Origin of the sequence: Iodobacter sp. CM08, assembly GCF_033446605.1 — a bacterium.
Classification (GTDB): Bacteria; Pseudomonadota; Gammaproteobacteria; order Burkholderiales; family Chitinibacteraceae; genus Iodobacter.
The window spans coordinates 70,641-84,143 of the sequence record NZ_JAWQUO010000018.1 but is presented as its reverse complement, the minus strand read 5'-3'; the positions used below and the strand labels follow the sequence as shown (position 1 = coordinate 84,143).

Sequence of the window (13,503 nt, the reverse complement as noted above, 5' to 3'; positions counted from 1 at the left end):
TATCAACTAGACAATAAAATGCACTAAGCGGTAAGCCAGCGCAATAAAGGGAGCCATAATACCGCTTAATAACCCTGTTGCTAGCAAGCCTATTAAAACAAACATACCATAAGGCTCAACACGGGCCAGCTTTGCGGCCAAATGATTGGGCAAGACCGATAGCAACATCCGTCCCCCATCAAGCGGTGGGATGGGAATAAGATTTAGCACCATTAACACCACATTAATGCTAATCCCCGCTTGGGCCATATACGCCAAGGGTAATTGAAACGAGTTGCCATCTAAGCCTTCGGCCAATTTAAATAACAACCCCCAAATAATCGCCATCACAAAATTAGAAGCTGGCCCCGCCGCGGCCACCCACAACATATCGCGTTTAGGATTATTTAAACGGCTAAAATCAACTGGCACGGGCTTAGCCCAGCCAAATAAAAACCCACCAGGCAGAATAAGAAAAATAAGCGGCAATAAAATTGTGCCAATAGGATCAATATGCTTTAAAGGATTGAATGTCACCCGCCCTAATAGATAGGCAGTTGGATCACCCAATTTTTTAGCCACAAAGGCATGGGCGGCTTCATGTGCAGTAATCGCAAACAAAACCGGCAACGCCCAAATGGCGATTTTTTGAATCAAATTGAATTCCATTTAAATCCTTAGCAAAAAGTAGGTGGGCAAAAAAAGCTCAGCACGGCGCACTGGCAGTGCCATCTAACAGCCTGTCAAACCTCGCATCGATCGCGAGCAAGAGATGCAACAATGCTAAAACACGCCCAATCTACAAGCCCAAAGGCGCTAGGCTACCCTTGCCTTCTCGTAGCAGCTCGGCACTTTCACTGGATAAATCCACCACGGTCGTTGGCTCTATACCGCAATAACCACCTTCAATCACCAAATCAACATCATGCTCAAGGCGATCACGAATCTCCCACGCATCCGTCATGGCCTCTTCGTCACCGGGTAGAATCAATGTAGAGGATAAAATCGGCTCGCCCAATTCTTCTAGCATTGCCAAGGCAATGGGATGATCTGGCACACGCAGGCCAATGGTCGATTTTTTAGGGTGCCAAACGCGGCGCGGCACTTCTTTGCTGGCTTCTAAGATAAAAGTATAGCTACCCGGCGTAGTGGCTTTAAGAATGCGGTACACCCGATTATCAACTTTAGCATAGGTGCCAATTTGCGATAAATCGCTGCAAACCAAGGTGAAGTGATGTTTATCATCCAGCTGACGAATGCGCTTAATCCGCTCTAATGCGTCTTTTGAATCCAGCTTACAGCCAATGGCATAACAGGAGTCGGTGGGATAAACCACCACCCCACCCTTGCGGATAATATCAACGGCTTGCTTAATTAAACGGGCTTGCGGGTTTTCTGCATGAATAGAAAAAAACTGAGACATTATTTAACCTACTGAAATTGGAGAATGCATTGCCTCTGGCGGCAACCAGCGATGCCAAACCGGTACGCAATCCATAGGGAGATCTGGGTTTAAACCAGGCTCACGCGCACCTTCACCCGTGGCGTGATAATCCGTGCCACAAGAGGCCAAAAAGCCAAATTCCTGTGCCAAGCGGCCAAAGCGGGCGGCATCTGGAATACCATGGCAGCCAGAAACCACTTCAATGGCCTGCCCACCTAAGCGTTTGTATTCGGTGAGCAAGACACGCAAGGTTTCATTGCCCATTTCATAGCGGGCTGGGTGGGCCAAAACGGCGATGCCGCCTGCACCCGTAATCCATTCGATCGCTTCGTGCAAACGTGCCCATTCGTGCTCTACAAAGCCTGGCTTGCCCCGCACCAAATAGCGTTTAAACACCGTGCCCATATCTTTACATACGCCGGTATTGACCAAATGCCGCGCAAAATGTGCGCGGCTTAAAATAGCGGGGTTATCGGCGTATTGCTGCGCCCCTGCCAAAGTGCCATGAAGGCCTACTTTATCTAGCTCACGCGCCATGCGCTCGGCACGCTCGCCTCGGCCAGAGCGCACAGTGGCAAGCCCTGCGAGCAGCGCCTCATTATGGCGATCAAACCCTAGGCCAACGATATGCAAAATATGCTTACCCCAGCTCACTGAAATCTCTACGCCATTGATAAACTTCATCCCCAGAAGCGCCGCTTCGTCCTCTGCCTCGGCCAAGCCACGGGTTTCATCATGATCGGTAAGTGCAAATAACTGACACCCCCGCGCATGCGCTTTACGCACCACTTCGCGCGCAGGCAGCAAGCCATCGGAATGGTTTGAATGGCAATGTAAATCGACGGGGGTCATGCTTTTTCCTTGTTACAACACACTTTCAAATAACAAATGGTCCATAAAATACACCAACATAAGCCTGAAGTATTAGTCGCCTTGCAGGCTCTTTAGCATTTTTCGTGGACTAAAAATTCTAATTAGATACATCTAACAATAGTTACGCCGGAAACACACCGGTCGAAAGATAACGGTCTCCGCGATCACAAACAATGGAAACAATCACTGCGTTTTCTACTTGTTGTGATAATTGCAGAGCCGCCGCCAGCGCACCGCCGGATGAAATCCCGGCAAAAATGCCTTCTTCACGGGCAAGGCGGCGCGTGGTTTCTTCTGCCAGCGCCTGATTAACTTCCATCATCCGATCTAACTTAGAAAAATCACAGATAGCAGGCACATAATCCACGGGCCATTTACGAATACCAGGTATTTGCGCGCCATCGCAAGGCTGAACACCCACAATTTGCACGGCTGGATTTTGTTCTTTTAAATAACGCCCAGTGCCCATAATGGTACCGGTAGTACCCATGCTGGAAACAAAATGAGTGATACGGCCCTCTGTATCTTGCCAGATTTCTGGGCCAGTGCTTTGGTAGTGAGCAAGCGGATTATCTGCGTTGGCAAACTGATCTAATACAAGGCCTTGGCCTTTTTTTACCATTATTTGCGCCAAATCACGGGCGCTTTCCATGCTTTCTTCCAAAATTACTTCCGCACCGTACGCTTTCATGCTTTGCACACGCTCAATGCTAGCGCTTTTAGGCATGATCAAAATCATGCGATAACCCATGACCGCTGCGGCCATTGCAAGGGCAATACCGGTATTTCCTGAGGTAGCTTCAATTAAAGTATCACCCATTTGGATATCTCCGCGAGCCGCTGCGTGCCGAATCATGGATAATGCGGGCCGGTCTTTAACTGATCCGGCGGGGTTATTGCCTTCGAGCTTTACTAAAATAATATTACTGGTGTCACCAGGCATCCGTTTCAAACGCACTAAGGGTGTATGTCCGACGAAATCTTCTAAATACTTAAACATGCAAGGCTCCATTCTTCTTGTTTTGATTATACCTGCCACGCCATGCAAGCACACTTGCCAATATGCAGCCACACGCTGGCAAATGAATCGCCATTATTAATAAGGTTTTACCGTAAATTGTTTTTAAAACAGGAAACACATAATGAGTAACACATCCCGCGACGGCTTCACCTCAACCTTTGGTGTGCTCGTTGCCACCTTGGGCTCTGCCGTTGGCCTTGGCAATATTTGGAAGTTTCCTTATCTCACGGGTACAAATGGTGGGGCCAGTTTTTTATTGGTGTATATCATTGCCACACTATTAGTTGGCTTACCGGTTATGGTGACTGAAATCATGCTGGGGCGAGCGTCTCGCGCTAATGCCATTACCACCTTTGAGAAATTAGCCCCCAAAGGGCAAGGCTTCTGGAAACTTATTGGCTTTATGGGGATTGCGGCTGCCGTTTTAATTCTGGCCTTTTACACTGAAGTAGCAGCTTGGGTCTTTGCTTATATTTTTAAAGCCCTATCTGGGCAGCTAAGCTCAATTGATCCGGCCCATACCAAAGCTGTATTTGGCGAGCTAGTGGCCAATCCACAGTCTGCCCTTATCTGGCAATGGATTGTACTTGGCTTTACCGGTGCAATTATCATGTGTGGCGTTTCCAAAGGCATTGAGGCCGTTAGTAAAAAGCTCATGCCGGTGCTGTTTTTATTACTGATTGCACTGTGTATCCGCAGCCTGACTTTACCCGGCGCAATGCGTGGCCTTGAATTTTTATTCACGCCTGATTTTAGCAAGATTAATGCAAGCGTTATTTTAACGGCAGTCGGGCTGGCATTTTTTAAGCTATCCATAGGCATGGGGACCATGCTCACTTACGGTAGCTATTTCCGTGCTGAGCAAAATATACCGCTCACCGCCACCCGCGTGATGTTTGCCGATTTAACCGTATCTTTACTCGCGGGGATCGCTATTTTTCCAGCAGTATTTGCTTTTGGCTTTGAACCTGCTGCAGGCCCATCGCTGGTTTTTATTACTATTCCAGCCGTCTTTCATAGCATGCCAGGCGGTAGTATTTTTATGGCCTTATTCTTTATTCTGACGGCGATTGCAGCAACAGGGGCCATTCTTTCTATCATGGAAGTGCCTGTTGCCATGCTGATTGAACGTTGCAACTGGAGCCGTAAAAAAGCCACGGTCATCAGCCTATTAACGATTGCCCTCTTTGGCCTACCCGCTGCATTATCCCAATCGTTAACTGCAAATTGGAAACTATTTGGCTTAAACACATTTGATTTATTTGACTATATCAGCTCAAATATTTTAATGCCTGTCGGTGGTATTTTAATTTGTATCTTTGCAGGCTGGTCTTATGGCTTACCCAAACTTAAAGAAGCACTATCCAATGGTGGTACATTAAACAATCAAGCGCTGATTAAAGTGCTGTTTATTTTACTGCGCTATATTGCACCGCTCTTAATCGGCATTATTCTTTTAAACGGTTTTGGTTTAATTTAAGCAACGGCAAGCACTGACGGGCACTCTGCCCGTCAGTGTGATCAATTAAACAGCCAATTAAGTGGGCCAGCTTATTTTTCTGGCTAATACCGCAATCATCAAAGCCCCCAGCGCCACAAAAGCCAGCCCCCAACCCAGATTACTCATCTGCGCGATAAAGCCAATTAAAGGCGGGCCCATTAAAGCGCCTATCGAGCCCATCGTTGTAACCGCAGCTAAAGCCACTGCCCCCTGCCTTGCCGCAGCCATATACACACACGGTGATACCGCCGCCACCCCCAAACCCACCAAGGCAAAGGCAAGCAAGGCCGGAACAATGCCGCCCATGGCCAAGCCTAATAACAATCCTGATCCAGCAAGGGTACTGCCCACCAATAAAAGCTTGCGACTACCCCAACGAGTACGCCAACCATCCCCAAACCAACGCGCCAATAGCATGGCTCCAGAAAAACTCGCCAAGCCCAAAGGAGCTAGCCATTGTTCTGCTTGTAAATCATTACGTAAATAAAGTGCAGTCCAATCAACCATCGATCCTTCTACGATCGTACCAAACAAGGCTGTTAAACCCAGCAACACCGCCATACCCGTTGGCAAAGCAAAGCGCTTGCCACGGGCCATAGACTGCTGCGTCCGATCTGCCAAGAGCCTCGACGAAGCCCACAACACCGTTGCCCAAATCAACACGGCAACAATACATAAATGTAAGGATAAATCGGGTGAAATACTGCTTAGCAAAGAAGCAAACAAAGCCGCAGCTAAGCCGCCCAAGCTAAATACGGCATGTAATCTAGACATAATCGGCTTGCCGTTTTCTAGCTCCACTGCCACGCCCTGTGCATTCATGGCTACATTTAGGCAGCTATGCGCTACGCCCTCAAAAGCCATAATCACCAAGGCAAAACTATAACTTGGCGCAAAAGCCAGCGCGGGCAGCACCAAAGGCAAGGCCAGTCCTGCGCCTAGACACACTTTTTTGGAGCCAAAGCGTTGCAATACATAAGTGGTAACAGGAAAAGAAAACACCGCACCTAAACCTGCGGCCAAGAGCAAAAAGCCAACTTGTGCAGCATCCAAATGGAGTTGTGATTTGATAGCAGGTAAGCGCGAAGCCCAGCTACCATAATTAAAACCAAGGGCAAAGAAGAGCGCTGCAACAGCATAAGTCGCAGTTTTTAAGTGATGGCGAAGCATGGGATGGGATTACTCGGGCTGATCGTCGACTAGGGGCGGTAAATCAAAAACAGGCGCAGTCGCTGTTTCTCCGCGTTCCAAATGATAAACGAAGGCCAGCAATTCGGCGATAGCTCGATAAAGCTGCGGGGGAATATGTTGATCTAGATCCACTTGCATCAGCATCGCCACCAACTCAGGCGATTCATGCACAAACACGCCCGCTTCTTGGGCGCGTTCAATAATCCGCTCAGCCAGCAAGCCTTGGCCTTTTGCAACGACACGGGGGGAATTACTACCTTGCTGGTAAGCCAGCGCAACAGCTTGCTGGCGACGGCTATCAGGATGCTTACGTGACATTCACAGACTCAGCATTAACCACCACCAAGCTGGACGCCAAAGTTAAACCAGCGGCCTCAAAGCGGTTTTGCAGATTCTTAGTTTCTGCACGAATTTTTTCTGCAGTTTGGGCCGACGCCTCAAAGCGCAAAGCAAATTCACCGTTATGCAGAACCGCCACAATATTTAAGCCACCCAGTTCGGGAAGCTGAAGGTTTAGCCGTGTTTGCCAACTACGCTGCTCTTCATCTTGCCCTCTACCCGCTTGGCGCTCGTTTTCGCTTTCTACCTCCCAGCGCAATGGCTGACCAGGCCATGCTTGCCCTGTCCAAACAACGGGGCGCTGCTCGAGCACATCCAGCTGCTGCTGCACCAAACTACGTAAAGCGGCATCTGGTGCTTGTGCCGCTTTCTCAGCTGGCTGTGTGTCTTTAGCCAGAAGCGTACTGTTTGTTTTATCCGTGTTCTCTGTTTTAGCTTCTGTGCCATTCGCTGCAGGCTTAGCTAAGCCTGCTTGCGGTTCCCTTAATAGTGATTGCAATGGCCGTTCACCATTTACCCACTCAGCCTGATGTGATTCATAAAATAAACCACTATCGGCCAGCCCTTGCGAGAGCTTAGCGGCCAATTTTTCTGTATCAGGGGGCCCATCAAACAATGCTGCAGCAGAACTCAAATGAGCCGCTTCGGGTTTAGCTTCTCCTTTGCCAAGCAAGGAGGCCAAAAAGCGAGCCCCTTGGCTTAAGGCCATTTCTTGTGGCAAAGCTGGCTGCGCGCCAGTGCCAGTCAAAGTAAAGGTTAGCTTAGGATTGCCCGTTACCACGGTAAGATCTAGCTTTTCACCAGGCTCGGTATTTCTAGGTAAATTAAGATCAAGCAGCTGATCTTTAATGAGCACGGCATAGCGCCCGTTTGGCAGTAGCCCAGTGACCGTTGCCTGCACCCGCTCGCCCACGGTATAACGCACATCGTCTGGTGCGATGCGCGTAACCTCAGCCACCCCCTCCTGTGCTTTGAGGTAGTGCTGAACTAAGCTGATCGGGCTAGAGCCGGGAAGCATAATGATCTTTTAAACCAGGCAAGAGGCGCGCAAAGTGCACCTCGCCTCTTGTGATTGAATATGCCAGCAAGGGAGCTGGATTGGTGCAAAGCCGGAATGCATGCTTATCTCTGCGTACTAGAGCGATAAAGCGCAACGATTAAATCAGCTTCCCCACGTGAAATACCACACTGATGCGCCACGCTATTTGAATCTGCTCCAAGCTTTGCCAAGCGAATAGCATGGCTATAGGGACTTTCTTGATCGCCTTCCATAACCAATTCAGTAGAAGAACTGGTCCACTGGGTTTGAGAGGCAGCCAAGCGCAGTTTAAGAGCATCCATCTCAAATCGAAGCTGAGCAATTTCATTACGCAGCTTATCCATCTCTTGAGGGTCTTGGCCTACCCCGCGATACATGGATGCTTTACGCATAAATAAAAGCAATTCAGCCACATAAAATAAAATCAAAATCAGGCTGATATAAAGTAGCTGTACCCAAGTAATGACGATGCCATTCATAAGACGATCTCCCCTGCCGGGGCGGGCAGGCTATTATTAGACGTCATACGCGCGCTGTAGTTTTCCAGTGTTATGCATATTTTGCAGAAGCGTCGCCAGCTCACCGCGCTGATTGACTGCCATTTGCTCTATCTCTTGCACTTCGCTGTTACATACTTGCAAAATTGCAGCGAGTTGTTGCTGCTCTAAGCTTGTTAACGCGCCCCATTCAATCATAGGCAAATTCGAGCTTAATTCTGCAAATAATTGAGCATGCACCAACATATTATCCCAATCTTCAGCCTTGGCTGTGAGTAACATTTGAGTGGTGCATGCCTTTAAATTGGAATAGACGGAAAAATACTTAGATACGCCCATAACTTAAGTTACTCCGCTCTTGTTCATCACGCACTACAGCGGGCGTTTCGTTCTCAACTTTGCTAAACCCAATAGATAACCATGCGTCTTTTAATTGGCCTAACAAATTCAACATTTCATCCAATCGTTCAGGGGTGTTATTAATATTAGCCTGCAATAATTCAAAACTAATATAGTCATACAGAGAATCTAAATTTTCAGCCAACTCACCGCCATTTTCTTTATCTAAAGCCAGCCGCAAACCATCTTCTATAATTGCAATAGCCTTTGAAATTGCCGCACCTTTTTGTGCAATCAGGCCCTGTTGCATGTAAATCTTACCCAATTGAATGGCTTTAATCGCACCTTCAAATAAAAGCACAATAAGTTGATGGGGACTGGCTGATTCTACAACCATGTCGAGGCTGGTTTGCCCATAAGCAGAAATTGCTTTTTTAACCGCACTCATAACAATAACTCTCTAAAGTAATTCGAGAAATACCGGCCCATTGTAACAAGCCTTATTTAATAAACTAAGCAGCCAACTTAATGAAAAATAAAGTGTAAATTTAAATCAAGCATTACACTTTATACTCATAAAAATAAAGCACTTATTTTGGCAAACTTGCAAGCTGTGCCGTTAAATTACTACTTGTATTTCTCATAGTAGCAATAGCAATATCCATCGCCGTAAATTGCTTACGATAAAGAGCCTCAGTGGCATCATACTGGCGATTCATCCGAACTCGTTTTTCGCCTAGTTGAGCAATGCTATTGGTAACCCCTTCTGTTTGCTTCGCCACCAGCCCCGTTCGATCTTTAACCATGCTATCAAGTAATTTATCTAGGGCAAAAGCCACGCCACGGTTAAAGGAAACCGAGCCATAATCTCCTTTTGTGCTCGCCGTCACGATTAAACTTAAACCTTCACTGGCCCCTGTACCTGTTAAAGCTTGCCCAGACCCCTTGGCTTTTTCACCGCCAATCAAGCCTTCCACATCCGCTCCTACGGTATAGGTATAACCAACGGTTGGGCCAGAAGACGTATCAGAATATCCGCCAATGACTAGACCTAAAGTTGCCGCAGAAGTGCTCGTGGTTGAGTTACCCACTCCTGTAATTTTAATTTTTGAATCTTTCCCATATAGGCCGGAGGATAAATCAAACTGACTAGTTGCTTCATTAAAAGCGACGCCTACAGTTTTGCCTGCTTTAACCAAGGAAGTATCACTATTAATTTTTGACTGCATTTCTGCCGCCAAATCCGCCATGGTGGCATAGCTACCTTTACCCAGCGTAATAATTTGACTATTCACACCATCGACGGAAACCAATAATGTTTTATTATTTTCATCAATGGTAATGGGCTTAGGAGCAGAAGCAACACTTAAAGCCATTGAGTCTTTTTGAATCGTTGCGGGCGAGCCAGCAACTGTTCTTTCACGGCTAATATCAAAGTTTTTATTCAACTTATTGAATTCAACTTTAATAGTATCTGTGCCAGAGGTAAACAAAGTTGAATCAGCTTCAATTTTAGATTTAATTTGAGCAGCCAAGCTTTCTGTTGTGTAATCATTATTATCAATGGCAATACTGGCGCTGACTCCACCTAAAGCGACATTCTTAGTATTATTTGTTGCATCAACTTTAAGAAACGAGAGCGCAGAGCCGCTATATTTTGCTTGGCTAGCAGGGGTAGTCACCTCAACCGCATATTTACCCGATTGAGTCGCCAAAGATCCAGCCAAAAAGGTAACTTGATTGCTACTTGAAATACCATTAACCGTAAATAAATTGGCAACATCCCCAGGGTGGCTTGCAATAGCCACCTGTAATTTTGCCTCATTAAGTGATAAATCACCCTTAGGTGTCGTTCCACCAATAATTGTGCCTTTAGCATCAGTTTGATAGCCACTAAATGAAACACCAATATCACTCAGGGATTTAAAATAACTCCCCTCACCCTGCATTTCATTGACTACTGCGCGCATTTGATTTTGAATAGAACGAATAGCTGAATCACCATTGAGCGGTGCAGCTTTAGCAGAGGTCGTTGCATTACCAGGCGTATAACTTGAAACGTCTTTGAGCGTTTTGTTCAATTCATTATAAGATTTAATAAAACCTTTAATAGAATCTTTAAGCCCAGATAAATCTGAACCAATCGTAATCGTGGTCGGCGCAAGCGTAGTTGCACCGGTACTAGTTGGTGAAGAAACTTTAGTTAAATTAATGGTTAAACCTTGAATAGCATCCGTTACTGAATTAGTAGGCTTGCTAACATTAATACCATCAATTTTAAATTTAGCGTCTTTCGCTGCCTGAGTTTCAATTAAATTACGCGCTCCTGCCGGATCGTAAGCCAATGCAGACAACCCTGCAGTGTCCGTGCTATTGCCATCGGCATCAATGACCGATACTTTTATTGAGTTCTCAGCACCAGAATCTTTACTGGTTAAAACTAAGCGACTGCCGGTACCATCATTTAAAATACTGGCACTTACACCTTGATTAGCGAGATTAATTGCATCACGCACCCCTGCTAAGGTATTGTTTTTGGAAGTAATGTCGATAGAAAACGAAGGTTTTTTTGCATTGGCAGTAAAAGTGTCATCGCTTGTAGCATCCGTATCATGCTTATCAACCGTGCCTAGTTGAATTGTAAGCGTACCCGTACCCAAGCCCGTATTAATACTGCTAAAGGCATTTGATGTGAGTTTTTGATTTTGAGCTAACTGTGAAACTTCTAGACTATACGAGCCAGGCTGAGCAAGGCTATTCGATGTAACGGTTGCAATCGATGAATCAGCCAACGTAGCCGTTGTACTTCTGAACGTTTGTACACTGGAGAGGTTTTTTAGTGATGTTTGAAACGCAGACAAAGCACTTTTTACAGAGCCATAGGCAGATATTTTAGCTTGGTATGATGCTTCTTTAAGCAGTAAATCTTTTAATGGCGCTTTTTCAGCAGTCATTAGCTTATCAATCAAGCCCGATAAATCCATCCCTGAACCTGAGCCTAAAGAAGAAATTCCAGCCATGATAGCCTCCCTATTTATGTATTCAATATATCGGCCAAACTAGACACGATCTTTAATTAAAAGCCCCTGAAATCGATCAATTGCCTTTGCAATAGAAATGGCTTCTTCGCTTGGGAATTGTCGAATCACTTCTTTTGTTTTGGTATCAATTAATTTGACAATAGGTAGCTTAGTTTCTTCTTCAACAGAGAACTGCAAGCTATCAGAAAAACCTTGAACCGCTTGATTTAACTTCTCTACAGCCTGCTTCACTTCTTTAGCGTCCGCTGCGGGTTTAAGCGCCTGTACCGCATCAGGACTCACTTTAACCGGCTCTGCACTGGCTACCTTTACCTGCTCACTAGAAGGCGGAGGCACATCATGAAAGCGTTCACTAACACTTTTTGCCGCAACAGCGGGTACAAGCTGCGATGTTGATTGAATATCCATGATACACCTTCCTGTAGAAACGCCCCAGCAACACGAGTTTGCCGGGGCCTTGACTCATTTAAGCCTAGCTTAAACTTAACCGCGCAGCAAACTTAGCACTTGGTTTGGTAGGGCATTAGCCTGACCTAACATCGCTGTACCTGCTTGTTGCAAGACTTGAGCTCGGGTCAGCGCAGCAGTTTCACTTGCGAAATCTGCATCTCTAATCCGGCTACGCGCTGCACTCATATTCTCTGACGTTGTGGCCAGATTATTAATCGTAGCAGTGAAGCGGCTTTGCAGCGCACCAAACTTAGCACGTTGGTCGTTTACTGTCGACAAAGCGTCATCAACCACACGTAAAGCTTGGTTAGAACCTTCAACCGTTGAGATATCTAACTTTTCAACAGTTTTCAGGGTAGATGCATAAGCTGCACCGCTGGTTAAAGCCGTAGTGGTAGAAGAACCACCCACCGCCAACACACCAGAAGCAAAACCGGCACCGCTGGTTGTTACAGAGTATGAGTTAGTAGAGTTCAGTACAACCTGACCACCGAAAGTCACTACCCCCGAACCCGCCGCCGATGTAGAAATTGCACCAGCCTGACCACTGGCCATATACTGGATAGCACCACTGGAATTAGTTACATCCATATCCCATTTAGTAACGCCACCACCAAAACCGCTGGCATTACTTGGGTCATTACTTATCGCAATGTTTGAGCCATCTGCAGCAGTTAGCTTCAATGCATATTGAGTGGTTTTAGAAGAATCTTGGAAAGTCGCCAGCTCAGCGGTAATCCCCGTCTTAGAAGACTTGGCATTAAACGCCTGAATCGCTTGCGAATATTCATCGGCTTCAATTTTGCCGTTGTTATCCAAGTCATTCACGTTAAAAGACACTGACTCAAATGTGCTGCTTTTTGAAGCTGCAGTTAAGCTGTATGTACCAGAGGCCAAACCTAAGTTGACTTCAGTACGTGCAGTGGCGGTTACGCCTGTTCCGGCTGCATTGATTTTATTGGCAAGATCTTTTGCCATATCTGTACCAGAAACCGAAATATTGGTACCGTTAATACTGAATGAGCCAGAAGAAGTAACAGCGGCACCATCCACATTTACCGTACCCGTAGCACCTGCAGTTACAGCTGTAGAGCCAGAAACAGAATTGGTTGTAGCTAGATTGCCAGTGCCATTACCCACACCCATCTGGTAAGTACCATATTGGTTGGTGCGCAAATTTGCAGTATTAGCAGTAATAGTCTGGTTAGTATTTGCACCAACCTGATATGTTGCTGCAGTAAAGCTACCGTCAAATAATTTCTGGCCGTTAAATTCGGTAGAAGTTGCAAAACGATCGAGCTCAGAGACTAACTGTGTTACTTCAGAGTTGATCGCTAAGCGGTCATTTGAAGTGTTGGTGGCATTAGCAGACTGAACAGCCAGCTCACGTACACGTTGTAAAATATCGCCCATCTGGCCTAAAGCGCCTTCACCCGTTTGCGCAAGTGAAACACCATCGTTGGCATTACGCTTGGCTTGATCCATACCGCGGATCTGGGAAGTGAAACGCTCTGAAATCGCCAGACCCGCTGCATCGTCCTTGGCACTATTAATACGCAGACCCGAGGACAAGCGTTGCAGAGAATTGGTTAAGCTCATTTGCGAGGTATTTAAATTTCGCTGCGCATTGAGTGATGGTACGTTGGTGTTAATGACTTGAGACATGGTACTTCCCCTTGCTTGTCCTGGAATCGGTGCTTAGTGTTTCAGGCATATAAGTAAGCCCTTGTATGCTTTATCGGAAGAGCACCGATAAACTTGAGGACTATTTGTAATCTTTTTTCAATCA

General features: G+C 46.3%; 14 protein-coding genes. 1 reads left to right on the top strand and 13 read right to left on the bottom strand.

All coding sequences use genetic code 11. The annotated features are described in order from the left end of the window. Positions 1-6: 6 nt before the first annotated feature. The 4 genes from R6242_RS12145 to cysM all read right to left on the bottom strand — a co-directional run bounded on the left by R6242_RS12145 (position 7) and on the right by cysM (position 3,296). Positions 7-648: a site-2 protease family protein gene (locus tag R6242_RS12145; protein WP_293932481.1), complete on the bottom strand. Its 642-nt coding sequence runs from the start codon at positions 646-648 to the stop codon at positions 7-9. A 130-nt stretch (positions 649-778) separates the two neighbouring features. Then, the gene (locus R6242_RS12140; RefSeq protein ID WP_318427141.1) at positions 779-1,402 is read right to left on the bottom strand and encodes an L-threonylcarbamoyladenylate synthase; all 624 of its coding nucleotides are present in this window, start codon (positions 1,400-1,402) and stop codon (positions 779-781) included. A 3-nt stretch (positions 1,403-1,405) separates the two neighbouring features. After that, entirely contained in the window at positions 1,406-2,275 is an 870-nt protein-coding gene (locus R6242_RS12135) for a 3',5'-nucleoside bisphosphate phosphatase (protein ID WP_318427139.1), read from the bottom strand. A gap of 142 nt (positions 2,276-2,417) precedes the next feature. Continuing rightward, entirely contained in the window at positions 2,418-3,296 is an 879-nt protein-coding gene (gene cysM / locus R6242_RS12130; RefSeq protein WP_293932476.1) for a cysteine synthase CysM, read from the bottom strand. Positions 3,297-3,438: 142 nt separating this feature from the next. Here cysM and R6242_RS12125 point away from each other — a divergent pair, with 142 nt between their 5' ends. Beyond that, positions 3,439-4,797, top strand: a complete 1,359-nt coding sequence (locus tag R6242_RS12125; protein WP_318427136.1) for a sodium-dependent transporter — start codon at positions 3,439-3,441, stop codon at positions 4,795-4,797. A 57-nt stretch (positions 4,798-4,854) separates the two neighbouring features. Here R6242_RS12125 and R6242_RS12120 read toward each other — a convergent pair whose 3' ends face one another. From R6242_RS12120 to R6242_RS12080, 9 genes are all read right to left on the bottom strand, one after another. Further along, positions 4,855-5,988: an MFS transporter gene (locus tag R6242_RS12120; RefSeq protein WP_318427134.1), complete on the bottom strand. Its 1,134-nt coding sequence runs from the start codon at positions 5,986-5,988 to the stop codon at positions 4,855-4,857. A 9-nt stretch (positions 5,989-5,997) separates the two neighbouring features. Beyond that, positions 5,998-6,327, bottom strand: a complete 330-nt coding sequence (locus R6242_RS12115) for an EscU/YscU/HrcU family type III secretion system export apparatus switch protein (protein ID WP_293932470.1) — start codon at positions 6,325-6,327, stop codon at positions 5,998-6,000. Then, the gene (locus R6242_RS12110) at positions 6,317-7,366 is read right to left on the bottom strand and encodes a flagellar hook-length control protein FliK (RefSeq protein ID WP_318427130.1); all 1,050 of its coding nucleotides are present in this window, start codon (positions 7,364-7,366) and stop codon (positions 6,317-6,319) included. Before R6242_RS12110 ends, R6242_RS12115 begins: the two co-directional genes overlap by 11 nt. 104 nt (positions 7,367-7,470) lie before the next feature. Then, entirely contained in the window at positions 7,471-7,866 is a 396-nt protein-coding gene (locus tag R6242_RS12105; RefSeq protein ID WP_318427128.1) for a DUF2802 domain-containing protein, read from the bottom strand. Positions 7,867-7,902: 36 nt separating this feature from the next. Continuing rightward, on the bottom strand, positions 7,903-8,166 hold the full coding sequence (locus R6242_RS12100; RefSeq protein ID WP_318427126.1) for a hypothetical protein: 264 nt from the start codon (positions 8,164-8,166) through the stop codon (positions 7,903-7,905). Positions 8,167-8,209: 43 nt separating this feature from the next. After that, positions 8,210-8,671: a flagellar export chaperone FliS gene (fliS, locus tag R6242_RS12095; RefSeq protein WP_293932462.1), complete on the bottom strand. Its 462-nt coding sequence runs from the start codon at positions 8,669-8,671 to the stop codon at positions 8,210-8,212. Positions 8,672-8,813: 142 nt separating this feature from the next. Next, the gene (gene fliD / locus R6242_RS12090) at positions 8,814-11,243 is read right to left on the bottom strand and encodes a flagellar filament capping protein FliD (RefSeq protein WP_318427123.1); all 2,430 of its coding nucleotides are present in this window, start codon (positions 11,241-11,243) and stop codon (positions 8,814-8,816) included. Positions 11,244-11,282: 39 nt separating this feature from the next. Continuing rightward, the gene (locus tag R6242_RS12085) at positions 11,283-11,672 is read right to left on the bottom strand and encodes a flagellar protein FlaG (protein WP_293932458.1); all 390 of its coding nucleotides are present in this window, start codon (positions 11,670-11,672) and stop codon (positions 11,283-11,285) included. A 75-nt stretch (positions 11,673-11,747) separates the two neighbouring features. Beyond that, positions 11,748-13,379 carry a flagellin gene (locus R6242_RS12080; protein WP_318427119.1) on the bottom strand — a complete coding sequence of 544 codons (1,632 nt, stop codon included), beginning with the start codon at positions 13,377-13,379 and terminating at the stop codon, positions 11,748-11,750. Positions 13,380-13,503: the final 124 nt, after the last annotated feature.